Genomic DNA, 25,590 nt, shown 5'->3' on the forward strand with positions numbered 1-25,590 from the left:
GTAACCGCAATGTAACTCGGTTTCATGTTCGTGACCATGGCAGTAACGGGCCGTCTACACTTGCGGGTTGGAGGCTGCGCGCGCCACGGATGTGGGCCGGGTGGCCTGCATGTCCTTTGCCTGTTCCCTGTTACCCCAAGACTTACGCCATGAACCAGCTCGACGCCCTCAAACAGTTCACCACCGTGGTTGCCGATACCGGCGATTTCAAGCAACTGGCGCAGTTCCGCCCACAGGATGCGACGACCAATCCTTCCCTCATCCTGAAAGCGGTGCAAAAGCCCGAGTACGCGCCCCTGCTGCAGGACACCGTGGCCAAGTTCAAGGGGCGTGCCATGGAAGAAATCATCGACCGCTTGCTGGTGCGCTTTGGCTGCGAAATCCTGGCCACCGTGCCCGGGCGTGTCTCCACGGAGGTGGATGCGCGCCTGAGCTTTGACACCAGCGCCACCGTGACCCGTGCCGAGCGCATCATCGAGTTGTACCAGGCCGAGGGCATCCACATCGACCGGGTGCTCATCAAGATCGCAGCCACCTGGGAAGGTATCAAGGCCGCCGAGCAACTGGAACGCAAGGGTATCCACACCAACCTCACGCTGCTGTTCGCCTTCTGCCAGGCCGTGGCCTGTGGTCAGGCCAAGGTACAACTGATCTCGCCTTTTGTGGGGCGCATTTACGACTGGTACAAGAAGCAGGCGGGCGCGAGCTGGGACGAAGCCGCACGCAGCGGTGCCAATGACCCGGGCGTGCAGTCCGTCACGCAGATCTACAACCACTATAAGCGCTTTGGCATTGCGACTGAGGTGATGGGCGCGAGCTTCCGCAACATCGGCCAGATCACGGCGCTGGCAGGCTGCGACCTGCTGACCATTGCCCCTGAACTGCTGGCCCAACTGGCCGCCAGCGAAGCCCCCCTGCAGCGTGCCCTGAGCGCTGACGAAGCCCGAGTCATGGACCTGCCCGCCGTGAACTACGACGAAGCCGGTTTCCGCTACGCCCTGAACGAAGACGCCATGGCCACCGAGAAGCTGGCCGAGGGCATTCGCGCGTTTGCGGTGGATGCGGTCAAGCTGGAAAAGCTGATTCTGGCGCTTTGATGAAGTAAAAAATGGATCCTGCGCTTATTGGTAAAGCGCAGGCAGCTATAAAAATAATAGTGAATGCTGGGCTCCTCAACCCAGCCGTATCCCCGGATGCGTCCAGCCGTTGAGGCTTTCTGTGGCCCAGAGCAGCCCGGTCTTGCCCAGGCCGTGCAGGCTGCGCTGGTAGTTGCGGTAGACCAGCTCGTGGCCCAGGCGGGCCAATGCGCCGCCCAAAAATTGCCCCGGCAGCAGCCCCGCCTTGCCCACCGTGCCGTAGGCACCGTAGCGGCCCAGGGATACCAGCCCGCCCAGGTCGCGGTATTTAAAGGCGGGCAGTGCGCTGCACCGCAGCCAGCCGGGTAGGTGGCGCGCCAGGTGCGTGGCTTGCTGCACCGCCACCTGGGCGCTGGCGGGCAGGGGGCGTGGCTGGTCGGGCAGGGTGAGGGTGCTGCAGTCGCCCAGGGCAAAGATGTGCTCATCGTCCACGCAGCGCAGCGTGGCATCGATCAGCAACTGGTGGCTGGGGTTGGTGCGCAGGCCTCCCAGGCGCGACAGCACCTCGGGTGCCTTGATGCCTGCAGCCCACACCGTCATGTCGTTAGTGGCCAGCGGGGTATCGGCCGTGACCAGGCCTTGGGCCTGCGCGGCTTGCACGCGGGTGCTGGTGCGGATGGTGAAGCCCAGCTTTTCCAGCACGCGGTGGCTGGATTCGGACACGCGTTCGGGGAAGGCGGCCAGGATGCTCGGGGCGCTTTCGTAGAGCGTCAGGCGCAGGCGATCGCGCAAGGACGGGTCACCAAAATGCGCGGCCATTTCCATCAGGTGGCTCAGCTCTGCGGCCAATTCGACCCCGGTAGCACCTGCGCCCACGATGTCGATGGTCACGGCTTCATCTTGCGGCGCGCCGCGAAACAGTTGCCAGCGCAGGCGGTGGTTGAAGGCTTCGGCCTGGGCCTGGCTGTCGATGAAGTGGCAGTGCGCCTGCACGCCGGGCACGCCAAAGTCGTTGGCACCGCTGCCCAGGGCGAGCACCAGCACGTCGTAGGGCACGGCGCGCGGCCCGACCACGGGGCGGTCGCCCGCCGATGGCAATGCTGCCAAGTGCACCAGACGGCGGTTGCGGCTGAGCCCGCACAGCTCGCCGGGCTCATACGCAAAGCCTTGGGCGCGCGCCTGGGCCAGCAGGCTGACTTTGTGCTGGTGCACATCGCGCGTGCCGGCCGCAATCGTGTGCAGCATGGGCTTCCACAGGTGGGTGAGGCTGCGGTCGATCAGCGTGACCTGGGCGTGGCCTTTGCGCCCCACTTGCTGGCCCAGCCGGGTGGCCAGCAGCAGCCCGGCGGTGCCGCCGCCCACGATGACGATGCGCGGGCAGGGGGAGAAGCGGTGGGTCATGGCTTGGCGGTGGGGTTGGCTGCAGTGCGCTCAGTGCCTGCATCGTCGGGCTGCCAGGCGGCCAAGGCCAGTTGCACGCGGGCGTAGGCCTGCAGGGCATCGGCTTGCTGGGCCGTGGTGCTGCGGCGTGCCTGCAGCCACTGGGCCTGCTGCTGCAAGGCTTCGGTGGGAGGCTCCAGGCCGGTGTCAAAGCGCTTTTGCGCATGCTGGGCGGCGCGCTGGGCTGCGCCTTCGGCCTGTGTGGCGTGTTGCCAAGCGGTGCGTGCGGCGCCCCATTGGCGCAGGGCCGATTCGCTGTCGGCCAGGGCCTGCAGCACGGTCTGCTCCAACTGGTGCCATGCCACTTCGTCGCCCGCCTTGGCGGCAGCGGCGCGGGCGCGGTTGCGGCCGGCGTCCAGCCAGTCCCATTGCAGGGCGGGGCCCGCGGCGTAGCGCACTGCGCTGGCTTGGCCCAGGGCGCCAAAGGGGGCGTTCAGGCCTGCGCTCAGGTTCAGGCTCAGGCGGGGCAGGTGAGCGCGGTCGGCCAGCACGGTGTCGCCCAGCGCGGCGCGCAGTTGGGCATCGGCCCGCGCCACATCGGGGCGGCGCGCCAGCAGGTCGGTGGGCTGCACAACGCCGCTGGTGTCGGGCACGGTGGGCAGGGCCAGGCCGGGGTGGGCTTGGGGCGCCAGCAGGGCTTGCCAGGTGCTATCCCCTTCGGCGGTGGTGGGCGCACGGCCTGCCAGCACGGCAAGGGCGGCGCGGGTGCCGTGCAGCGCGGCCTGGGTCTGGGCGATGGTGGCCAGGGCCTGTTCGCGCTGGGCTTGGGCGGCCAGGGCTTCGCGCTTATCGGCCAGGCCTGCGTGCTCGCGGGCTTGCAGCAGGGTATGGCGGCGTTGCAGCACGTCGCTTTCTTCGTGCAGCCGGGCCAGGTCGTGCTGGTACAGGCGCAGCAGCACGTAGTGGCGCACCACCTCGGCCTGCAGCAGGGCTTCGGCGCTGTGGGCGGTGGCGGCAGCGGCATCGGCCTGGCGCTGGGCCACGGCGCTGGCGGTGCCCACGCGGCCAAACAGGTCGATCTCCCACGACACCATCTGGGCGATGGTGCCCAGGCGTTGTTGGGGTGGGCGCTGCAGGCCTTGGTTGTAGGGGTCCACTTCGGCCAGTGAGGGGCGCTGGGCCTGGGCCTGGGCGCTCAGGCTGCCCTGGGGCAGGGCGTTGCGCTCGGCCAGCCCGGCCAGGGCGCGGGCTTGGCGCACGGCGGCCACGGCGGCCTGGCGGTCCTGGTTGTGCTGCATGGCGGTCTGCACCAAGGTGTTGAGCTTGTCGTCTTGCAGGGCGTGCCACCAGTGGCGGCTGGGGGTGCCGGTGGCCAGGCCCAGAGCGGCGGTGGCGGGCAGGGCGGTGCTGTGGCGTTCAGTGGCGGGGCCGATGGCGCTGGGTGGCGCCACGCTGGCGCAGCCGGTGAGTGCCAGGGCCAGCAATCCGGCCAGGGCGGTGCAGCGGTGGAGAAGTGGGGCGCGCATGAGGTTCTCCTTCAGGCTTTAGTGGGTTGCACGCGGTAGGCGGCGGCATACAGGGCCGGGATCAGGCCCAGGGTGATCAGGGTGCCCAGGGCCAGGCCGCCCATCATCACGACGGCCAGGCTGGTCCACACCGAGCCGCCAAACAGCCACAGCGGAACCAGCCCCAGGATGCAGACCATCTTGGTCATGACGATGGGGCGCAGGCGCTTGGAGGCGGCGTCTTCAATGGCCTCGGCGGCGGGCATGCCGCTGCGGCGGGCTTCTTCAATGGCGTCCAGCAGCAGCACCGCGTTGTTCACGATGATCCCGGCCAGCGCCAGCAGGCCCAGCGTGCCCACGAAGGTGAGCGTGGTACCCGTGGCGATGAGTGCCAGGGCCGCGCCGATGGACACGAACGGAATGCTGGCCAGCACGATGAGGCTCTTGCGCACGCTTTCAAACTGCCACACGAACAGGATGAACATGGCCACCACGCACACGGGCAGCAGTTGCGCAATCGCACCGTTGGCGCTGGCGTTTTCCTCGACTTCGCCGCCCAGGGCCACGTGCACGCTGCCAGTGGCATTGCCGGGGGCTTGCAGTTGCTTCAGGGTGCTTTGCACGCTGTCGGCCACGCCTTGCGCGGTCATGTTCGGGTGCTTGGCTGTGATGGTGATGGCGCGCTCCTGGTTGTAGCGCTGGATCACTGAGGGCTGGGGCGTCAGTTGCACCGTGGCCACCTGGCCCAGCGGCACGCCGCCGCTGCCATCGGCCTTCTGAATAGGCAGTGCGGGCAGTTGCTCGATGCGGGTGCGCCAGGCGGCATCGCCGCGCAGCACGATGGGCAGCACCGTGTCGCCCTCGCGGAAGTGCGAGATGGTGGCGCCCGATAGCACCTGGTCCAGGCTGCGCGCGATGTCGCTGCTGCTCACGCCAGCGGCTTGCGCCTTGACCTGATCCACGCGCACATCCAGCTGCTGGATGAAACGCTCTGCGTCGTTGTGAACTTCTCCGATGCCGGGGGTGGCGCGCAGGGCTTCTTCCAGCGCCTCGGCGGCTGCGTAGTGGCTCTTGCCGTCGCTGGCGGTGATGCGGAACACGGCGGTGCCCGCGTCCGACGAGCCCATAGAGAAGCGCTTGGGGTCCAGTCGCAGCTCTGGGAACCTTTGGCCAAGCCCTGTGCGCAGGCTTTCAATGGCGGCGGCGTGGGTCACGTCCGGTGCCAGGGTGAGCACGGCATATGCCCGGTGGGCCGCAGGTGTGGGCGGGTTCAGCGCCAGGATGAAACGCGGGCCGCCATCGCCCATGTACAACGCTGCACTGGCGATTTCGGGGAAGGCCTTTTTGTCGGCCAGCGCGCGGCTGATGGCGGCGGTGGTCTCCAGCGTGTGGCGTGGGCTGGCGTCCGGGGCCAGCTCGATGGCCATTTGCAATTGGCGCCGTTCCGATGCAGGCATCAGCTCAGACGGCACTTTGGTGAACAGCCATCCGGCAGCCACCAGCAGGGCCACCATGGCACCGATGTAGAGGGTCTTGTGGCCCAGCACCCAGCGCACTTTGCCCCGATACCAAGCAGTCAGCGACTCCACGGCGCGTGCGGTGCGGCTGAGCTCGGCATGGTGCTTGGCAAAGTATTGGCACAGCAGGGGCGTGACGGTGACGGCCAGCACCAGCGAGAGCAGCAGCGCAATCGCCATCACGATGCCCATGCTGCGCAGGTATTCGCCCGTTTCGGTCTTTGAGAGCACCAGCGGCATGAAGGTCAGGATGATGGCCAGCGAGGACACCAACAGCGGCACCAGCATCGTGCGCCCGGCTTCGGCGGCGGCTTGCTCTCGCGGCTCGCCCAGCGCCAGGCGGCGTTCCATGTCTTCGGCCACCACGATGGCGTTGTCCACAAACAGGCCCAGCGCAATGATGATGGCGCCCACCGAGATGATGTGCAGGTCGATGTTCAGCAGCTTCATGATGGCCAGGGTGCCCAGCACCGTGGTGGGCACGATGGCCCCCACGATCAGCCCGGTGCGCAAGCCCAGGAACAGCACCACCACCGCCATCACGATGAGCGTGGTCTCCAAAAAGACCTGGCCGACCTGCGTGAGCTGCTTGGTCACGATCTGGGCCTGGTCGGTGATGGGCACCAGGCTCATGCCCACGGGCAGTTGGTTTTCGAGGTTTTGCACCTGCGCACGCAGGTTCTTGGCAAAGCTCACCACGTTCAGGCCCGGGTCCATCGACACCGCAATCACGGCCGCAGGCGTGCCATCCACAAACGCGCCGGACAGCGGTGGGTCTTGGGGCGTGCGCTCGATGCGCGCAATGTTCTTGAGCAGCACCGTGCCGCCCTGGGGCAGCGCAATCGGGGTAGTGCCTAGGTCAGCGGGGGTGCGGGCGTCGCCGCTCACGGTCAGCGAGATCTCGGTGCCAGCAATGTCCATGAAACCTGCAGCGGCCACCACGTTGCGCGAGGCCACGGCGCGTTCCACCGCGCTGGGGCTCAGGCCCTTGGCGGCCATGGCGGCCACGTCCAGCACGATCTGCACCTGCTCGTCGCGCACGCCGTGCAGCGACACGCGCTCCACGCCGGGCACCTTGAGCAGTTCGTCGCGCATCTTGCGGGCGTACTGACGCAGTTCACCGGCCTGGTAGTCGGGGCCTGTCAGGCCCAGGGTGAGCACGGCCACGCGGCCAAACTCGTCGTCCACCAGCGGGCCCAGCGTGCCAGCAGGCAACTGCGGCTGCAACTGGTTCATGCGGGTGCGCAGGCGCTGCCACACCTCGGGCAGGCGGTCGGGCGGCACGGCGGCATCCAGCTCCACATAGGTGAATGCAAAGCCGGGGCGCACCGTGGTTTTCACGCGCTTGACCTCGGGCAGACCGAGGATGGACTCTTCGGTGGGGCGGGCCACCAGTTGCTCTACCCGTTCCACGTTGGCACCGGGAGCCATGCTCAGCACGGTGGCGGTGCGGATGGTGACCGGGGGCTCTTCGGTCGAAGGAAAGTCCAGCGCCAGCCACAGCCCCACCAGCACCAAAGCCATCATGGTCAGCAGCGTGAAGCGCGGGCGCGCCAGGGCAGCGGTAGAGAGGCTCATGGCTGGCTCCCGTGGGGGGCTACGGGCTGGATGGCCGTTCCGTGCGGCAAGTGGGTCGCGCCCGCCAGCACCACCCGGTCGGTGCTTGCCAAGCCTTGCGCCACATGCACCCAGTCGCCCTGGGGGCTGCCCAGGGTCACGTCCACCCGCTCGGTGGTCTTGCCGTCTTGCGCCAGCCGCAGCACATGGCCCTGGCCTGCTTGTGCGCTGGGCACCACCGCACGCAGTGGCACCAGCACCCCGGTGGGTGCCGCGGTGCTGGTCGTGTTGCCCACGGCGGTCGGGATATGGATGGCCCAGGTCGAGCCGACCATGGCGTTGGCAGGTGCCGCCAGCGTGACGCGCACCGTGCCGCCCGCGTCTTGGCGGCTGGCCACCCGCAGCACCCGGCTGGGCAGGGCTTGTGCCGACTGGAGATCGGCTTGGGCCGGGGTCAGGGTCACGGCTTGTCCCACTTTCAATGACAGCGCGGCGGGGGCCGTCAACACCAGCTCGCGCCCCGTGCCGTCGATGTTCAACACGGGTGCACCGGGGCCAGCGGTTTGCCCGGCCTCCAGGTGCCGCACGCCCACCACGCCGCTGAATGGTGCGCGCAACTGGGCCTGGTCCAGAGACCACTGCGCGGTGCTCTCCTGCGCCTGGGCGGCCTTCAGCGCGGCCTCTGCGGCGGCCAGCTCGGCCTGCACGGCGGTCCATTCACCGACACCCGTGGCACCCGCCTGGTGGGCCTGCCGCACCCGTTCGGCACGCAGGGCCAACTCGCCCGCTTGTGCTTTGGCGCGGGCTACCTCGCCCGCTGCTGTGGCCCGCTGGGCGCGCAGTGGTTGCTCATCCAGCTGGGCCAGCACCTGGCCGCGCTGCACGGTGTCACCGGGCTCGACCAGCACGCTTTGCACCCGGCCGCCCACGGCAAACGCCAGCTCGGCTCGCTGTGCCGCGCGAATCTCGCCCACCAGCTGGAGGCTGCTCGCACCCGCATCGCGTACCGGCACCACCAGGGCAGGGCGGATTGCTTCGGGCTTGGCAGGTGGGGTGGCTGGGCTGCAACCCGCAGAGAGAACAAGAACACCCGCAGCCATCGCCCAGTACAGGGCTTGGCGCGGCAAGGGGGCAACGAGTGAAGACAACACGGTGGACCTCGACAGGGGATTGAAGTGCGTTGCGGTAGCGCGGTCCCCGGTGGGTGCGTTACCGGATGAAACGGTGAACGCACTGTAGGTGTGGGGTGTCTGGAGGCGGGGGGCTGGACAGGACGACGTTGAGACAATTTCGGTCAATGGTCCGGTCCGGACTATCTGAGAGGCACCCTCTGCAAGGTTTTCGAGGGATGTTCGAAGTTCCCCGTTGGCACAGTTATGCGGAGGGGGCTGATGCGGCCAGAAGAGTGACTAGATCGGACAACTTCATGCAAAAAAAGAAAACGGTGATGATAAAAAATTCAATGAAATCAAAGGTTTGTTATGGAGTTAACCGGGTATGGTGGGAGCTTTCGTCATGACGAGAAGGACATTTCGGGTCATCATGAGCATTGGTCCTTGTTCCGAAGTTGCCACTGATGTTGCCTGCCTCCACTTCTGAGTCTTCGCCCTCCGCTGTGCCTGATGCCCACACGGTGGCCGATATCGTTCCCTTTTTGGCGCGCGCGCTGCTGGGACTGATGGAGGACCGGGGTGCGCCGCTGGAGCGCCTGTGCCGTGGGCTCGGATTCACCCATACCGACCTGCTGGACCGGCATCTGCTGCTGTCCCACCAGCAGGTGCGCAGCCTCATCCTGCGGGCGCAGGCCATCACGCGCGATCCAGCCTTGGGTCTGGCGTGCGGCGCACGTCAGACGCCCGTGTCCTGGGGGTTGCTGGGCCTGGCCATGCTGACCTGCGAAACTTTTGGAGAGGCCATCGAATATGGTCTGGCCCAGCAGGGGGCTGGTGGAGCCATGCTGCACAACGTGTTTGAGGTGCGGGGGCGCGAGGCGCATCTGGATGTGACACCACGCCTGTTTGACGTGGAAGTCGAGAACTTTCTGGTGACGGAAAACTTTGCAGGGGCTGTAGCTGTGAGCCGCTATCTGGTGGGGGCTGAATTTGCGCCGCTGCGCATTGATCTGGCATTTCCCAAGCCATCGCACGAAGAGGTGTACCGCCGCTTTTTCCGTTGCCCGGTGCGGTTTGATGCTGGCAGGAGCCGTATGACCATCGAGTCCCACTGGCTGGGCGCGCGGCTGCCGGGCTACGACCGCATCACCTGCGGGCTGGTGCGGGAGCAGCTCAACACGCTGCTGCAAAAGCCGATTGGCCGCAACGACCTGGTGGAGTCACTGGCCAACCGGCTTCGGGTCGGGGTGGATGAGCGCATGCCCCAGCGGGAGCTTGCGCACATGGTCAACGTCAGTGAGCGTACCTTGCGCCGAAGGCTGGAGGCGCAATCCGTGAGCTACCGGGCTTTGCGCGACGAGACACGTTTCGAGCGAGCGCGTGATCTGCTGGCCCGCACCTCCATGACCATGGCCCAGGTGGCCGATGCCGTGGGCTATTCGGATGCACGGGCATTTCGGCGGGCGTTCAAGCGATGGTCTGGGCAGCTGCCCACGGACTACCGTACCGCAGCCGCAGCCGCAGCCTCGTTGCAAAGTGCTGGTTGAGGTGATAGCAGCCCTGAACCAACTTCGGCAAGGCGACCGGGCCTGCGTGTAGGTGGGCTGCAGAGCGCAGCGGTAGCCGTGGCTGTTGCAGTGATTTGAAACACAGCAGGCTGCACGGAGCGCAGGGATGCTCTGCGCATGCATTGCGTGCGCGAGGCTTGTTCGGCGTTGCCTTACGCCTTGTCTGTGTTCATTGGAAGCCGCATTCCCACCCGCAGTCCGCGTATTCCACTGGCTTCTGCCAGGGTGCCTCCGCCATGCCGCAGTGCAATCTCTTCCACGATGGACAAGCCCAGCCCGCATCCGCCCGCCTTGTCTGACCCTCGCCAAAAGCGCGCAAACAGATCACCAAGATGGGCGGCAGGTACGCCCGGCCCATCGTCTTCCACGACCAGCGCGGTCATCCCCGGCGCCGTGATGTAGACCCGGACGGTAACGGTGGCACCGTGCCCGGCATAGTGCAGCGCGTTGTCAATCAGGTTGTTGAGGGCTTCGCGCAGCAGCAGGGGGTGCCCCAACACGCTGAGCTGCTCTTCGCCTTCGTAGCCCAGGTCAATGCCTGCTGCCAGCGCCTTGGCGGTCCAGTCCCGGGCCACTTCGCAGGCCAGCTGCGGCAGGTTCAGCGGCTGCATGGGGACGTTGCTTTCCGAGCGGGCCAGCTGCAGCAGCTGGTGCACCAGGTGGGCGCTCCGGTTGGCCGCAGCCAGCACCTTCTGCAGGCGCTCACGCACCTGGGGCTCGTGGCTTTCGTGCAGCGCCAGTTCGGTCTGGCCAATCAAGCCTGCCAACGGCGTGCGCAGTTGATGGGCTGCATCGTTGAGGAAACGCTTTTCCTTCTGCTGCCCGCGTGCCACAGCTTCCAGCAAGCGGTTGATGGTGCTCGCCAGTGAATACACCTCCTGCGGTGCCGATGTCAGCTCAATGGGGGGAAGCGGGTCGGCCGTGTTGTGGCTGCGCTTGCCAGCGCGCTCAATTTGCGCCTCCAGGCGCTTGAGGGGCTGCAGCCCGCGCAGCACCCCGGCATACACCAGGGCACTCAGCACCAGGCCCATCATGCCCATGGGCAGCAGCAGCTGCTCCAGCAACTCGTGTGCAATGCGCTCGCGCACAGTCAGGCTTTGCGCCACCTGCACGCGCAGGCGCTGTCGTGTAGGGCCGGTGCCGTAGTTCACATCCAGCAGGGCCACCCGCACAGGGCGGTCATCTACACGGGCGTGGTACAGAAAAGGTTCATCCACTGCCACATCCACCGGGGGCGGGGGAGGCAGTTGTGCGTTGCCTAGAAGGAACCGTCCGGGCGGTGAGGACACCATGTAGGTCACCCGGTCGGTAGGGTCCTGTTCCAGAATGTCCTGCGCGGCCTTGGGAAAGTCCACCAACAGCCCATCGCCGATGGGCTTGATCTGCCGGGCCAGCGCCCGCACGGATTGGGTCAGCGTCTGGTCAATACCCTTTTCGCCGTTTTGCAGCGCAATGCGCCACGCCAGAAAGCCACCTGACAGCCATAGCACCAGTTGCGGCAACAGCAGCCACAGCAGCAGCTTGCGTTGAAGGGAAACGCCCGGGACGTGGCGCATGTCAGCGCTCCCAACGACTAGGCATGGCCAGGGTCCAAAGCGAGATTGGAGGGAAGGCGCCCAGCGACTTGGAGGAGTGTTCCATCTACGGTCTGTTCAGCATGTACCCCAACCCGCGGATATTGCGGATGTTGAGGCTGGATTGGTCCAGCTTTTTGCGCAGCCGGTGCACATAGACCTCCAATGCGTTGGAGTTCAGGGGCGCCGCCGTCTGCCCGGGCTCAGGCGGGCTGGCGCGCCATGCGGCCAGTACATCGTCACGTGTCACCACCTCGCCGCAGCGGTGCACCAGCAGCTCCAGCAGTTCCCATTCGCGCTGGGTCAGCTCCAGTGGCTGGCCATCCAGTGCTGCCACGCGGCTGTTGTGGTCCAGGTGCAGGCTGCCAATGGTGGTGCTGGGGCCCCCTTGCGCATTGCTGGCCTGGGTGAAGGCGGGCTGGCGCGCCCGGCGCAACATGGCTTGCAGCCGGGCCTGCAATTCCTGCATGTTGAAGGGCTTGGTGAGGTAATCGTCTGCGCCTACATTGAGGCCACGCACGCGGTCGTCAATGCCATCGCGGGCTGTGAGGATGAGCACTGGCAGGCCCACGATATGGGTGCGTGCCCAGGTCAGCAGGTCAAGGCCATCGGCATCAGGCAAGCCCAGGTCCAGGATGATTCCGTCCACTGCCTGTTCCTGCAGAACGGTGGTGCCTTGTGCCACGCTGGTTGCCGTGCAAACGCTGTAATTGAGTTGCTTGAGTTGTCCCGTCAGAGCGTCCAGAAGCAGTGCGTCGTCTTCGACTATCAGTATCGTGGCCATGGGTTTGAGCATAGCAAAGCCCTTATAGACAGCCCCCTGTGGGCACGGTGTCACAGGTCAGGGAAAGCCCTGAGAATTTCTTTAATTATTGTAATTAAAGTACAGCCTGCGCTGAACGCACCGATCCGGCTGCGCTGAACCAGATGCAAAAACATGAGGAGACAAGGGATATGTGGAAGTTGACAAAACTCGCCGCTGTGGCGGTTACCGTAGCGGCGACAGTGGCTGCGCATGCGGGTGAGGTGGAGGTGCTGCACTACTGGACTTCGGGCGGAGAGGCCAAGTCCGCGGCAGAGCTCAAGAAGATCATGCAGGCCAAGGGCCACACATGGCGTGACTTTGCGGTGGCTGGGGGCGGCGGCGATAGCGCCATGACCGTGCTCAAGAGCCGTGTCATCTCCGGCAACCCTCCTTCCGCAGCCCAGGTCAAGGGTCCTGCCATCCAGGAATGGGCCTCAGAAGGCGTGCTGGGCAACATGGACACTCTGGCCAAAGCCGAGAAGTGGGACGAGCTGCTGCCCAAGGTGGTTGCCGATGTCATGAAGTACAAGGGGAACTACGTGGCAGCCCCCGTGAACGTGCACCGCGTGAACTGGATGTGGGGCAGCGCAGAGGCCCTCAAAAAGGCTGGCGTCACGGCCATGCCCAAGACCTGGGATGAGTTCTTTGCCGCAGCCGATAAGCTCAAGGCTGCAGGCGTGATTCCTGTGGCCCATGGTGGCCAGAACTGGCAGGACTTCACCACTTTCGAATCCGTGGTGTTGGGCGTGGGTGGCCCCAAGTTCTACCAGGACGCGCTCATCAAGCTGGACGACAAGGCTCTGAACAGCGACACGATGAAGAAGTCGCTGGAGACCTTCCGCCGCATCAAGAGTTACACCGACCCCGCTGCGCCTGGCCGCGACTGGAACCTCACCACCGCGATGCTCATCCAGGGCAAGGCAGGTTTTCAGCTGATGGGTGACTGGGCCAAGGGCGAGTTCCTGGCCGCAGGCAAGGTGCCGGGCAAGGACTTCATGTGTGCTCCTGCTCCAGGCACCTCCAACGCCTACACCTTCAACGTGGACTCGTTCATTCTGTTCAAGCTCAAGGACGCCGCGGCACAGAAGGCCCAAAGCGATCTGGCCAGCTCCATCATGAGCCCGGAGTTCCAGGAAGTCTTCAACCTGAACAAGGGCTCGATCCCTGTGCGTGCAGGCCAGAAGATGGACAAGTTTGACGACTGCGCCAAGGCCTCTGCCAAGGACTTTACCGACACGGCCAAGTCCGGCGGCCTGGTGCCTAGCGTGGCCCACGGCATGGCCATTGCTCCTGCCACCGAAGGCGCGATCAAGGACGCTGTCAGCCAGTTCTGGAACGACGACAAGATCAGCGTCGCCGATGCCATGAAGAAGATCGCGACCGCCGCGAAGACCAAGTAAACCCCACAGGAGACAACTTCCCATGAAGACAAGAAACCGCCTCACGGCGGTGGCTTTGGCCGCCGCATGCGCGAATGGCGCCTTTGCTATGGATGTAGCAGGCTTTGAGTTCCACGGTTACTCACGGGGTGGCCCCGTGTTCAACTACTCTGACGGGGTCAAGGGCAACCTGGCTTTGGGCGGAGAGCTGCAAAAGTACCGCCTGGGTAACGAGGGCGACAACGGTATTGAAGTCGACTTCATCAAGCGCTTTGAGACCAACGGCATCAAGTGGAAGGTCCACTACATGCCCGCCAAATGGGGTAGCGGCGACATCACCACCGAACAGGCCTTTGTGGAAATGGGTGGCTTCGACTTTGCCCCCGAGGCCAAGTTCTGGGCGGGTCAGCGCCGTCTGCGTATCCAGGACGTTCACATCGTGGACAACTTCCTGATGAACTACGGTGACAACCAGGGCGCTGGCGTGACGGACGTGCCGTTGATGGGCGCCAAGCTGGGCCTGGGTGTGTTCACTGGCGACAAGTTTGACAACAGCCTGCCCAACGGTGTGAAGGCACGCCGCCTGAACGCAGACATCTCCGAGATCAACACCAACCCCGGTGGCACGCTGCGTGTGTTGCTGACGTCTGTGAGCGGCTCGGGTCAGGTCAACGGAGGCTCTGGCTCCGGTATTTCGGTGTCGCACAACCAGAAGGATTTTCTGGTTCCCGGCCTGAACAACGCCCTGTTCCTGCAGACATCCCGTGGCCATGCCCGTATTGACGGTGAGTTTGAGTCCATCGACGGCAAGTCCGCGGGCAAGCGCGTGAACCGTATTGCGGATTCGATCGGCTGGCAGTTTGGGCGCTTCGGCGGCCAGGCGCTGATTGGCTACCAGACCAACAAGGCCGACCTGACTGGCGTGGAGACCAAAGACTTCTCTCTGGGTGGTCGTGGCTCGTATGCATTCACCAAGAACTTCAAGGGCCTGACAGAGCTGTCCACCACGACCCGCAAGGGCACAGGTCCAGACCAGCGCCTGTCCAAGGTCACGCTGGCCGCTGCTCTGGCGCTGGATCAGGACTTCTGGTCGCGCCCCGAGCTGCGTCTGTACGTGACCAAGGCCAACTGGAACCGCGCCGCCGCAGTGGCTAACGCCGCAACGTTCGGTGCTGGTGGCAAGACTTCGCGCACTCTGGTGGGGGTGCAGTACGAGGTCTGGTGGTAAGAGTGTGAGTAGAGCGAGTTAGTCTGAGGTAAACACTTTGTTCATTGGGGGGTGCTCTGGGCGCACCCCCCTTTTTTCATGAAGGGCAGGAGCGAGCATTCGCATCCCGATCCACCACCAGCAGCTGACGCAAACCGCACAGAGGCACCCTCTGTGACATCTGGCTGGAGTGGCATGTTTCAGCGGAATATGCCCCGCCAGACGGTTTGCGTGAGCGGCTCATGGTGAGTTGCCTGATTGGTGTGAACAAGAACGCATGACAGCGTAGAAGACTCCTTTTGAAAATGAAGAATTCCTTTGAAACCTGGCTGCCCAAGCTGGTGGTGGCACCGGCCTTTGTGCTGGGCTTCGCATTCATCTACGGGCTCATGGTGTGGAACGGGGTACTCAGCTTCTCGGCCTCGCGCATGCTGCCCAATTACGAGTGGGTGGGCCTGGCGCAGTACGAGAAGCTCTGGGCCATGGACCGCTGGTGGGTTGCGCTCAAGAACCTGGGCATTTTTGGCGTGGGCTACGTGGGCGGCTCGCTGATCATCGGGGTGCTGCTGGCTGTGCTGCTGGACCAGAGGATCCGTGCCGAAGGTGCGCTGCGCACCATTTACCTGTACCCCATGGCGCTGTCGTTTGTGGTGACGGGCACGGCCTGGAAGTGGCTGCTCAACCCCGGTATGGGTTTCGAAAAGCTCATGCGCGACTGGGGCTTCACCCACTTTGAATTTGGCTGGCTGGTGGATACCGAGATGGCCATCTACTGCGTGGTGATTGCGGGCATCTGGCAGAGCGCCGGGTTTGCCATGGCGCTGTTTCTGGCGGGGCTGCGGGGCATTGACGACAGCATCATCAAGGCCGCGCAGGTCGATGGTGCGTCGCTGCCGCGCATTTACTGGCGCATCGTGCTGCCCGCGCTGCGCCCGGTGTTCTTTTCCACGCTCATGGTGCTGTCGCATCTCGCCATCAAGAGTTTTGACTTGGTGATGGCGCTCACGGCGGGCGGGCCTGGTTTTGCCACCGATGTGCCTGCCACCTTCATGTACACCATGTCGTTCTCTCGCGGGCAGATTGGTCTGGGCGCGGCCAGCGCCACCATGATGCTGGCCACCGTGGCCGCCCTTGTCATTCCTTACCTTTACAGCGAATTGCGGAGCAAGCCCCATGACCGCTAATCCCTCGGTGTCTTCAAGTGTTTTTCCGTCCGTGGGGCGCATGCTGGTGTATGCCGTGCTGGCCTTGGCCGTTGCGTTCTTCCTGTTGCCGCTGTATGCCATGCTGGTGACATCGTTCAAGGATGCGGAGGAAATCCGCTCGACTTCGTTGCTGGCCTTGCCCGGTGGTCTGGACTGGTCCGCATGGTCTACGGCTTGGTCCAGCGCCTGCACGGGCGTGGACTGCAATGGCCTGCGTCCGTTCTTCTGGAACTCTGTGGCCATGGCCGTGCCTGCAGTGCTCATCTCTACCGTGTGGGGCGCGCTCAACGGCTATGTGCTGAGCCTGTGGAAGTTTCGCGGCAGCGACACGCTGTTTGGCCTGCTGCTGTTTGGCGTGTTCATGCCCTTCCAGGTGGTGCTGCTGCCCATGAGCCAGGTGCTGGGCATGCTGGGGCTGTCCAGCTCCATCACCGGGCTGGTGCTGGTGCACTGTCTGGCGGGCTTGGCAGGTACCACGCTGTTCTTCCGCAACTACTACGCAGCCATTCCCAAAGAACTGGTGAACGCGGCCCGCATGGACGGTGCCAGCTTCTGGCAGATCTTCTGGCGCATCGTGCTGCCGCTGTCCACACCCATCGTGATGGTCACGTTGATCTGGCAGTTCACCAACATCTGGAACGACTTTCTGTTCGGCGTGGTGTTCTCGGGCACCGAATCCAAGCCCATCACCGTGGGCCTGAACAACTTGGCCAACACCAGCAGCAGTGTGAAGGCCTACAACGTGGACATGGCCGCAGCCATCATCGCGGGCTTGCCCACGATGGTGATCTATGTACTGGCTGGCAAGTTTTTTGTGCGCGGGCTCACTGCTGGCGCCGTCAAAGGTTAAGAGAGTAAGAAATCATGGCGTCATCACTCGACATTGCAGGCATCAACAAGCGCTTTGGCAAAGGCGACAAGAGCGTGGAAGTACTGCGCAAGGTGGACATCCACGTCGCGCCTGGCGAGTTCCTCATCCTGGTTGGCCCCTCAGGCTGTGGCAAGTCCACGTTGCTCAACATCATTGCCGGGCTGGATGAGCCCACCGAGGGCGAGATCCGCATCGGCGGCAAGAACGTGGTGGGCATGCCCCCGCGCGACCGCGACATCGCCATGGTGTTCCAGAGCTACGCGCTGTACCCCACACTCAGCGTGGCCGACAACATCGGCTTTGCGCTGGAGATGCGCAAGATGCCCAAGGCCGAGCGCCAAAAGCGCATCGATGAAGTCGCGGCCATGCTGCAGATCAGCCACCTGCTGGACCGTCGCCCCAGCCAGCTCTCCGGTGGCCAGCGCCAGCGTGTGGCCATGGGGCGGGCGCTGGCGCGCCAGCCGCAGCTGTTTTTGTTTGACGAGCCGCTGTCCAACCTGGACGCCAAGCTGCGTGTGGAGATGCGCGCCGAGATCAAACGCTTGCACCAGGCCAGCGGCATCACCAGCGTCTACGTCACGCACGACCAGGTCGAGGCCATGACGCTGGGCTCGCGCATTGCGGTGATGAAGGGCGGCGTGGTGCAGCAACTGGGCACGCCCGACGACATCTACAACCGCCCGGCCAACACCTACGTGGCCACCTTCATCGGCTCGCCCACCATGAACCTGCTGCGCGGATCGGCTAGCGGTGGGCAGTTTGGCATGGAGGGCGCATCGCTGCAGCTCACGCCGCCCACCGGGGGGCAAAGCGCCAGCAGTGGCGACCTGCTGCTGGGCGTGCGGCCCGAGCATCTGGTCATGCAAGACAACGCACCCTGGCGCGGTCAGGTGAGCGTGGTGGAACCCACCGGCCCTGACACCTACGTGATGGTGGACACGGCCGCAGGCACCGTCACCCTGCGCACCGACGCCCAGACCCGCGTGCAGCCCGGCGACAGGGTGGGTCTGGCGGTGGAGCCCGCCAACGCCCACTGGTTTGATGCCAAGACTGAAAACCGTTTGGCTTGAAACCATTGGGCTTGAAACCGCTGGCGAAGAAAGCTGACAGGCGCAAGCATCGTCTTGGGTTATGTTGCGACGGTTTGCAGTGCCCCCTGCCTTGCGCCATGCACGCCATGTGCGGTGCATGGCGTGACAAAGTTAGGCACTGCAGTCAGTAACGACAGCATGACGTTTGCTATTTATTTGATAGCTGCTTGCGCTTTTTGAATAAGCGCTAGGGGCTGTTTTTTTTTGAATCGTATGACTCCACTGCGCTTGCTTGCCGACATTGGCGGCACCAACATCCGGCTAGCCTGGCAAGACCAGCCAGGTGGCCCTTTGCATGACACGCGCGTGCTGCCCTGCGCGCAGTACCCCACGGTGGATGCGGCCATTCGCACCTATCTGGCCGAAGTGAACATTGCCACCCCGCATGAGGCCGCGTTTGGCATTGCCAACCCCGTCACGGGCGACGAGGTGCGCATGACCAACCACAGCTGGAGCTTTTCGCAAAGCGCCCTCAAAGCTGCGCTGGGCCTGCAGCGGCTGGTGGTCATCAACGACTTCACCGCGCTGGCGCTGGCACTGCCCACGCTGGAGCCCGCGCAGCTGCGCCAAGTAGGCGGTGGCACGGCGGTGCCCGGCTGCGCCATTGCGCTGGTGGGGCCGGGCACCGGGCTGGGGGTGTCGGGGCTCGTGTTTCCGCCCGGTTCGCACCAGGGAGTGCCGCTGGCGGGCGAGGGCGGGCACGTCACCCTGGCCGCGCAGACCCAGCTCGAGTTTGATGTGCTGCGCATTCTGCAGGCGCGCTACGGGCATGTGTCTGCCGAGCGCGCCGTGTGCGGTGCGGGGCTGGTGGATCTGTACCACGCGGTGCGTCAGCTGGCGCAGGCGGGTGGGGCAGAAGTCAGTTCTGCCGCGCAGGTGACCGAACTGGCCTTGCAAGGCAACGACCCGCTGGCCTTGCAGGCGCTGGAGCTGTTCTGCGCCTTCCTCGGCAATGTGGCGGGCAACCTGGCGCTGACGCTGGGCGCGCGCGGCGGTGTCTACCTTGGCGGTGGGGTGGTGCACAGGTTGGGAGCCTGGTTTGACCAGTCCCCCTTCCGCGCCCGGTTTGAGTCCAAGGGGCGATTCCAGTCCTACCTCGCCCCCATTCCCTGCTGGGTGATCGACCCGAGCGCCGCCCCCGCTCTGCACGGCGCAGCCCGTGCGCTGGACCTTGCAGGTGGGTTGTGATGGCGTTGCCCTCGGCAAGTCCTGCGGGTTCTGCAGGTGCGCAAGCGGATGCGGTGGAGCAGCCGTTCACACCGCAGGGCGCGCTGCAACCTCTGGGCATTCACCATGTGGCCCTGATCGCCTCGGACTACGTCCGCTCCCGGCATTTCTACACCCAGGTGCTGGGCTTGCCCGTGGTGCACGAGATGTACCGCGCCGAGCGCCAGTCGTACAAGCTGGACTTGCAACTGCCTGATGGCACCCAGCTGGAGCTGTTTTCTTTTCCCTCTCCACCCCCGCGCCCGTCCTACCCCGAAGCCTGCGGCCTGCGGCATCTGGCCTTGCGTGTGGCCGATATGGATGCAAGCCTGCAGGTGCTGGCTGCCCATGGCGTGGCGGTCGAGCCGGTGCGTGTAGACCCTGTGACCGGAGCGCGCTTCACCTTCCTGGCGGACCCGGATGGGCTGCCGATTGAGCTGGTGGAGCAGACCGTGGATTGGTCCCATCAATGAACCGGTAGCTTGCCATGGCTGCCACGCTGAACCGGGCCGTGCGGTGGCCACAAAAAACGGCCCTTGCGGGCCGTCGCTGTTCAGTGAGGGTCAGGCCACGGATATGGCCTGCGGCACCTTTACATCTCTTCGCTCCAGCAATACCCATCCCGCGCAATCATCGCGCTGGCGGCCCGTGGGCCCCAGCTGCCTGCAGCGTAGGGGCGTGGGCCTGCGGGGTCGTTCTTCCAGTATTGCAGGATGGGTTCCACCCAGCGCCAGGCTTCTTCCTGCTCGTCGCTGCGCACAAACAGGTTCAGGCGGCCTGCAATCACATCGAGCAGCAGGCGCTCGTAGGCCCCCACGCGCTCGGTGCCAAAGCGCTGGTCAAAGTCCAGGTTCAGGTGCACTTGCGACAGTGCGGGCTCGGTCTGGTTCTGGGCCGCGCCCTGGGCCATCAGGTGCAGCTCCAGCCCGTCCTTGGGCTGCAGGTTGATGACCAGCCGGTTGGCTGCGCCTGCAGGCGTCTTGAAGATGGGGTGGGGCACGGGGCGGAAGTTGATGACGATGTGCGCATCGCGCCCCGCCAGCCGCTTGCCGGTGCGGATGTAGAACGGCACGCCCGCCCAGCGCCAGTTGCTGATCTCGGTGCGCAGCGCCACAAAGGTTTCGGTGGTGCTGCCGGGGGCCACGCCTTTTTCTTGCGCATAGCCGGGCACGGGGTGGCCCTGGTGGTTGCCCGCAGCGTATTGGCCGCGGATCACATGCTGGCCAATCGATTCCAGCGTCCAGGGCTTGAGGGCCTGCAGCACCTTGAGCTTTTCGTCGCGGATGGCGTTGGCGCTGGAGTTGATGGGGGGCTCCATGCCGATGGCGCACAGCAGCTGCAGCGCATGGTTCTGCACCATGTCGCGCAGCGCGCCGGTTTGGTCATAAAACGCGCCGCGCGACTCCACGCCCAGTTCTTCGGCGATGGTGATCTGGATGTTGGCAATCGTCTCGCGCCGCCACAGGGGCTCGAACAGCGCATTGCCAAAGCGCAGGGCAAACAGGTTCTGCACCGAGGGCTTGCCCAGGTAGTGGTCGATGCGGAACACCTGTTCCTCCTTGAGCACGCGGCGCAGGGTGTCGTTGATGGCCTGGTTGGAGGCCAGGTCGTGCCCCAGCGGCTTTTCCAACACCACGCGGGTGGTGGGGCCGTTCAGGCCCACGGCGGCAATCTGCTCGCACACGTTGGTGAACAGGCTGGGCGCGGTGGCCACGTACATCACCACCGAATCTGCCCCGCGCTGCTTCAGGGTGTCGGCAAGGCGCTGGTAGTCTTCGGTCTTGGAGAGATCCATGCGCAGGTAATGCAGCAGGGCTGCAAACTGCGCAAACTCGTCCGGGCTGGGCCGCTTGGCCAGCTCCACGCTGTCAAACCGCGACTGGATCAGGCTGCGGTATTGTTCGTCGCTCAGGTCGTCGCGCGCCACGGCGATGATGCGCCCGCCCTCGGGCAAGGTGCCATGGCGAAAAGCCTGAAACAGCGCGGGCATGAGCTTGCGCCAGGCGAGATCGCCAGTGCCGCCGAACAGGACGAGGTCAAAACTCATGGTGTCTCCGTGATGGGTGTGGGTTGGGGTGCGTTTTGTTGCTGGGATTGTAATCACGTTACATGGTTTTGCATCCTATTCCCAGGCTCTGTACGCTTTCGTAACCAGAAAGAATCTATAAATTTCGTGTTGTTTGTGTAATCAAGTTACTATTCGTCCCGCTCCCGTATTCCAACACCGAGACCTGTCCATGAAGCTTCGCTGTGACCTGACTCCCACCTGGCCCCTGCTGCAGTCCCACTACACGGCCCAGGGCTCCCATCTGGACCTGCGCCAGGCCTTTGAGCGGGATGCTGACCGGTTTGCACACTTCAGCCAGTCGGCCCCGCATGTGTTTGCCGACTTGTCCAAAAACCTGTGGGACCGCGACACCGAGGCCCTGCTGCTGGAGCTGGCCGCCGTATGTGGCCTGGAGCAGCACCGCGACGCCATGCAGGGTGGCCAGCCCATCAACACCACAGAAAACCGCGCCGTGCTGCACACGCTGCTGCGCCGGCCTGCGGGCATGAGCCTGCCGGGCGACGTGCCCGAAACAGCCGCGCGCCTGGCCGATGTGCATAGCACCCTCAATGCCATGCTGCAGTACGCCGAGCAGGTGCGTGGCGATGCGGCCATTACCGATGTGGTCAACATCGGCATTGGCGGTTCAGACCTGGGGCCGCACATGGCCGTGCGGGCGCTGGAGGAGTTCCGCGCCCCCGGCAAGCGGTTTCATTTTGTGTCCAACGTGGACGGGCATGAGCTGCACCATGTGCTCAAGGCCGTGCGGCCAGAAAGCACGCTGTTCCTGGTGGCCTCCAAAACCTTCACCACGGCAGAGACCATGACCAATGCCCGCTCTGCGCTGGCCTGGTTTGCAGCGCAAGGCGGGCGGGATGTGGCGCGCCACTTCGCGGCGCTCACCACCAACATCGAAGCCGCAGCCGCCCTGGGCATCACCACCACCTTCGGGTTCTGGGACTGGGTGGGTGGGCGCTACTCGCTGTGGTCGGCCATCGGCCTGCCGATTGCCATCGCCATCGGTGCGCAGGGCTTTCGCGATTTTCTGGCTGGGGCTCATGCCATGGATGAGCATTTCCGCACCGCCCCGCTGGCGCAGAACCTGCCCGTGCGCATGGGCCTGCTGGACCTGTGGTACCGCAACTTTCATGGCTTCACCAGCCGCTGCGTGGCACCCTACCACGCAGCGCTGACCCGTTACGCCGCCTACCTGCAGCAGCTAGAGATGGAGAGCAACGGCAAGCGTGTGGGGCTCGACGGCCGGGCGCTGGCCTGCACCACATCCCCCGTGATCTGGGGCGAGCCGGGCACCAACGGCCAGCACGCGTTCTTTCAGATGTTGCACCAGGGCTGCGATGTGCTGCCTCTGGAAATCGTGGCCGTGCGCAAGGCTTCGCACCCGCTGCCCGGCCACCAGCAAAAGCTGCTGGCCAACGCCCTTGCGCAGGCGCAGGCGCTGATGGTGGGTAAGGCCAGCGAAGACGGACACCGCCACTTTCCGGGCAACCGCCCCAGCACCTTGCTGCTGCTGGACTCGCTCACACCCGCATCGCTGGGCGCATTGATTGCACTGCAGGAGCACCGCGTGTTTGTGAGTGGCAGCCTGTGGGGCATCAACAGCTTTGACCAGTGGGGCGTGGAGCTGGGCAAGGTGCTGGCCAAAGACATTGAGGCGCGGCTTGAGAGTGGCGACGTAGCGGGCCTGGATGGCTCAACCGCCGGGCTGCTGGGGCTGTTGCGCGATGGGGATGGATGGACGGCATAGTCCGCAGTCCACACCTTGCCGTTCGGGCTGAGCCAGTCGAAGCCCTGCGCGTTGCGTCTGTCAGTGCGCATCTCAAGAACAAATATCCGTTCACGCTGAGCCTGTCGAAGCGCTGCGCCAAACTTCGACCCATCCATCCACTCAGCGCAAAACGGTTCAGGAGACTTTCACCATGGTCGTGCCTTTGCCCGATTTCCGTTCCCCCGCCTTCCTGCGCCAGCATCTGCAGGACACGATGGCCTTCTACAACCCCGTGGCCACCGACCCCACGGGTGGCCAGTACCACTTCTTTCTGGACGACGGCACGGTCTACAACCCCGCCACCCGCCACCTCGTCAGCGCCACGCGCTTTGTGGTCACGCACGCCATGCTCTACCGCACCACGGGCGAGGCGCGTTACCTGGATGGCATGCGGCACGCGCTGCGCTTCCTGCGCACCGCGTTCCTCGATCCGGCCACGGGCGGCTACGCCTGGTTGATCGACTGGCATGAAAGCCGCGCCACCGTGCAAGACGCCACGCGCCACTGCTACGGCATGGCGTTTGTGATGCTGGCCTATGCCCGTGCCTTTGAGGCCGGTGTGCCTGAAGCCCGTACATGGCTGGCTGAGGCGTTTGACACTGCCGAGCAGCGCTTCTGGCAACCCGCCGCAGGCCTGTATGCCGACGAGGCGGGCCCTGATTGGCAGCTCACCAGCTACCGAGGCCAGAACGCCAACATGCACGCCTGCGAGGCCATGATCTCCGCCTTCCGCGCCACGGGCGAGCGCCGCTACATCGAGCGTGCCGAGCAACTGGCGCAGGGCATCTGCCAGCGACAGGCGGCGTTGTCCACCGAAGCGATCGCGCCCGCAGCCGAAGGCTGGGTGTGGGAGCACTACCACGCCGACTGGTCGGTAGACTGGGACTACAACCGCCACGACCGCAGCAACATCTTCCGCCCCTGGGGCTACCAGATCGGCCACCAGACCGAATGGGCCAAGCTGCTGCTGCAACTCGACGCCTTGCTACCCGCAGACTGGCACCTGCCCTGCGCGCAAAAGCTGTTCGACGATGCCTTAGCCAAAGGCTGGGATGCTGAGCACGGCGGCATCTACTACGGCATGTCACCCGACGGCAGCATCTGCGACGACGGCAAATACCACTGGGTACAGGCCGAAAGCATGGCCGCCGCAGCCGTGCTGGCCGTGCGCACGGGCGATGATCGGTACTGGCAGTGGTACGACCGCATCTGGGCCTACTGCTGGGCACATTTTGTGGACCATGACCATGGCGCGTGGTTTCGCATTCTGCACCGCGACAACCGCAACACCACCCGCGAGAAGAGCAATGCGGGGAAGGTGGACTATCACAACATGGGGGCCTGTTATGACGTTCTGGGGGCATCTCTTGTGAGGGTGCGTTCATTTGAGCGTGAGGGCCCTCCCTCACTATGACCAACCCAGCTTTGTTTGAATGAAAGACTATTCGACACTTGACGCGGCTATCTTGGATTCACTCAAAGTGCGTCCTTTAATGCTGCCTGCCATCTTGGAGCTGGACGAGGTCCGTACCCGTGCCCATCGGGTGGCTAGAAAGCGTGCAGGGACGTCTCCTTCGCAGAGTGCGGATGAGACGGTCAATGAGAGGTTGCAGGCAATGCGTCGGTCGGGCGTAGTGTTCTTTGATAAGGCGACGTCCCGTTGGTCTCTTGTTATCTCTACATCCCAACCGAATTGAGTTCTTGAGTCGCCCAGCGCAGTATGTCCGATGAGAACGGCTGTGCGTTGGCAGCCATTAGTTGTCGAAAAAATTTGCAGGCAGTCCCGCTACCTTCACCCGCACTCTGAACAGCGATCCTGCCGGAATCACCGCTTCCTGCTCTTCCGCAGATCTTCCCGCCCGTGCCGACGTAATGAACAGCGTCCGCAAATCCTCCCCCCCAAAACACACCATCGTCGGGCACTGCACCGGCACGGCAATGCGCTGCAGAACCTCACCCGCTGGCGAGAGCTGTAGCACGCATGCGCCCTCATACATAGCGACCCAGTAATTCCCCTCCACATCCACCGCCGCACCATCGGGCCTGCCGCCGTAGGGCTTGCCTTCCACCTTGCGGTCAAAGTGCACCCAGGGGCGGCGGTTCGTGATCTCGCCCGTGGTCACGTCAAAGTCAAACCGGTCAATGCGGTGCTCGGGCGTGTTGGACCAATACATCGTGCGGTTGTCGGGGCTGAAGGCCAGGCCGTTGGCGGTGAAGTTGTCGCCCGCCATGTGGCGCACGCTGTAGCCGGTGGCGCTGCCGGCATCGGCCTGCAGGCACCACAGCGCGGCATTTGGTGCTGTGCGCGGCGTGATGACCGAGCCTGCCCAGAAGCGGCCTGCGGTGTCGCAACGGCCATCATTCAGCCGCAGCATGGTGGTGTCGTGCTGCTCGGGCGGTAGCAAGGCCAGGCAGGTGAGGGCGGTGGGATCGGCACTGTCCTTCGTCGTATCCAGAAGATAGAAACCGTTTCGTAACCCGATTACCAATCGCCCACCAGCCGCTGGCGCGCAGCAGCCTGGCTCGCTGGGCATGTGCCATTGCCGATGTGTGCCACTGTCGGGACGCCACGAGTGCACCGCATGTCCCTGAATGTCACACCAGTAAAGGGATTTTTCCGTGGGGTGCCAGAAGGGGGATTCGCCCAGTTCGGACGGCGGCAAGGGCAGGGTTTGCAGGGACATGGGTTGAAGCGGGGTTGTTA

19 protein-coding genes are annotated in these 25,590 nt (G+C 64.6%); 11 read left to right on the forward strand and 8 right to left on the reverse strand.

Annotated features, from left to right (window positions below; translation table 11 throughout):
* Window positions 1–149: 149 nt before the first annotated feature.
* A complete protein-coding gene (gene tal, locus AACH87_RS04485; protein WP_338797544.1) occupies window positions 150–1,097 on the forward strand; it encodes a transaldolase in 948 nt (315 codons plus the stop codon).
* Window positions 1,098–1,172: 75 nt separating this feature from the next.
* Here the strand turns inward: tal and AACH87_RS04490 are convergent, their stop codons facing one another.
* From AACH87_RS04490 to AACH87_RS04505, 4 genes are read right to left on the reverse strand one after another with little or no spacing between them, the layout of a single operon-like run.
* Window positions 1,173–2,477 (reverse strand): NAD(P)/FAD-dependent oxidoreductase, encoded by a 1,305-nt coding sequence (locus AACH87_RS04490; RefSeq protein WP_338797545.1) that lies wholly within the window; start codon window positions 2,475–2,477, stop codon window positions 1,173–1,175.
* Entirely contained in the window at window positions 2,474–3,982 is a 1,509-nt protein-coding gene (locus tag AACH87_RS04495; RefSeq protein WP_338797546.1) for a TolC family protein, read from the reverse strand. The genes AACH87_RS04490 and AACH87_RS04495 overlap by 4 nt, the downstream gene beginning before the upstream one ends.
* A gap of 11 nt (window positions 3,983–3,993) precedes the next feature.
* Window positions 3,994–7,056, reverse strand: coding sequence for an efflux RND transporter permease subunit (locus AACH87_RS04500; RefSeq protein ID WP_338797547.1), 3,063 nt, complete (start codon window positions 7,054–7,056; stop codon window positions 3,994–3,996).
* Complete coding sequence (locus tag AACH87_RS04505; protein WP_338797548.1) at window positions 7,053–8,186, reverse strand: efflux RND transporter periplasmic adaptor subunit; 1,134 nt, start codon at window positions 8,184–8,186, stop codon at window positions 7,053–7,055. The genes AACH87_RS04500 and AACH87_RS04505 overlap by 4 nt, the downstream gene beginning before the upstream one ends.
* Window positions 8,187–8,611: 425 nt before the next feature.
* On the opposite strand from AACH87_RS04505, the gene AACH87_RS04510 reads away from it, so the two are divergent.
* Window positions 8,612–9,694 carry an AraC family transcriptional regulator gene (locus tag AACH87_RS04510; RefSeq protein ID WP_338797550.1) on the forward strand — a complete coding sequence of 361 codons (1,083 nt, stop codon included), beginning with the start codon at window positions 8,612–8,614 and terminating at the stop codon, window positions 9,692–9,694.
* Between the two features lie 173 nt (window positions 9,695–9,867).
* Here AACH87_RS04510 and AACH87_RS04515 read toward each other — a convergent pair whose 3' ends face one another.
* The gene (locus AACH87_RS04515; protein WP_338797552.1) at window positions 9,868–11,271 is read right to left on the reverse strand and encodes a sensor histidine kinase; all 1,404 of its coding nucleotides are present in this window, start codon (window positions 11,269–11,271) and stop codon (window positions 9,868–9,870) included.
* Between the two features lie 85 nt (window positions 11,272–11,356).
* The gene (locus tag AACH87_RS04520; RefSeq protein WP_338797554.1) at window positions 11,357–12,073 is read right to left on the reverse strand and encodes a response regulator transcription factor; all 717 of its coding nucleotides are present in this window, start codon (window positions 12,071–12,073) and stop codon (window positions 11,357–11,359) included.
* 170 nt (window positions 12,074–12,243) lie between these two features.
* On the opposite strand from AACH87_RS04520, the gene AACH87_RS04525 reads away from it, so the two are divergent.
* From AACH87_RS04525 to AACH87_RS04555, 7 genes are all read left to right on the forward strand, one after another.
* A complete protein-coding gene (locus tag AACH87_RS04525) occupies window positions 12,244–13,494 on the forward strand; it encodes an ABC transporter substrate-binding protein (RefSeq protein WP_338797555.1) in 1,251 nt (416 codons plus the stop codon).
* A gap of 22 nt (window positions 13,495–13,516) precedes the next feature.
* Window positions 13,517–14,701 carry a carbohydrate porin gene (locus AACH87_RS04530; protein ID WP_338797556.1) on the forward strand — a complete coding sequence of 395 codons (1,185 nt, stop codon included), beginning with the start codon at window positions 13,517–13,519 and terminating at the stop codon, window positions 14,699–14,701.
* 284 nt (window positions 14,702–14,985) lie between these two features.
* Window positions 14,986–15,864 (forward strand): sugar ABC transporter permease, encoded by an 879-nt coding sequence (locus AACH87_RS04535; RefSeq protein ID WP_338797557.1) that lies wholly within the window; start codon window positions 14,986–14,988, stop codon window positions 15,862–15,864.
* Window positions 15,854–16,735 carry a carbohydrate ABC transporter permease gene (locus tag AACH87_RS04540; protein WP_338797558.1) on the forward strand — a complete coding sequence of 294 codons (882 nt, stop codon included), beginning with the start codon at window positions 15,854–15,856 and terminating at the stop codon, window positions 16,733–16,735. The genes AACH87_RS04535 and AACH87_RS04540 overlap by 11 nt, the downstream gene beginning before the upstream one ends.
* Before the next feature lie 14 nt (window positions 16,736–16,749).
* Window positions 16,750–17,826 (forward strand): ABC transporter ATP-binding protein, encoded by a 1,077-nt coding sequence (locus AACH87_RS04545; protein ID WP_338797559.1) that lies wholly within the window; start codon window positions 16,750–16,752, stop codon window positions 17,824–17,826.
* Window positions 17,827–18,060: 234 nt separating this feature from the next.
* A complete protein-coding gene (locus tag AACH87_RS04550) occupies window positions 18,061–19,035 on the forward strand; it encodes a glucokinase (protein ID WP_338797560.1) in 975 nt (324 codons plus the stop codon).
* 83 nt (window positions 19,036–19,118) lie between these two features.
* Entirely contained in the window at window positions 19,119–19,526 is a 408-nt protein-coding gene (locus tag AACH87_RS04555; RefSeq protein ID WP_338798850.1) for a VOC family protein, read from the forward strand.
* 119 nt (window positions 19,527–19,645) lie between these two features.
* Here the strand turns inward: AACH87_RS04555 and zwf are convergent, their stop codons facing one another.
* Window positions 19,646–21,100, reverse strand: coding sequence for a glucose-6-phosphate dehydrogenase (gene zwf / locus AACH87_RS04560; protein WP_338797561.1), 1,455 nt, complete (start codon window positions 21,098–21,100; stop codon window positions 19,646–19,648).
* Window positions 21,101–21,290: 190 nt separating this feature from the next.
* Between zwf and pgi the strand changes: the two genes are divergently transcribed.
* Entirely contained in the window at window positions 21,291–22,865 is a 1,575-nt protein-coding gene (gene pgi, locus AACH87_RS04565) for a glucose-6-phosphate isomerase (RefSeq protein ID WP_338797563.1), read from the forward strand.
* A gap of 172 nt (window positions 22,866–23,037) precedes the next feature.
* Window positions 23,038–24,300, forward strand: coding sequence for an AGE family epimerase/isomerase (locus AACH87_RS04570; protein ID WP_338797564.1), 1,263 nt, complete (start codon window positions 23,038–23,040; stop codon window positions 24,298–24,300).
* 340 nt (window positions 24,301–24,640) lie between these two features.
* On the opposite strand, the gene AACH87_RS04575 is transcribed toward AACH87_RS04570, so the two are convergent.
* Window positions 24,641–25,570 carry an SMP-30/gluconolactonase/LRE family protein gene (locus tag AACH87_RS04575; RefSeq protein WP_338797565.1) on the reverse strand — a complete coding sequence of 310 codons (930 nt, stop codon included), beginning with the start codon at window positions 25,568–25,570 and terminating at the stop codon, window positions 24,641–24,643.
* Window positions 25,571–25,590: the final 20 nt, after the last annotated feature.

Source organism: Acidovorax sp. DW039, from assembly GCF_037101375.1.
Taxonomy (GTDB): Bacteria; Pseudomonadota; Gammaproteobacteria; order Burkholderiales; family Burkholderiaceae_C; genus Acidovorax.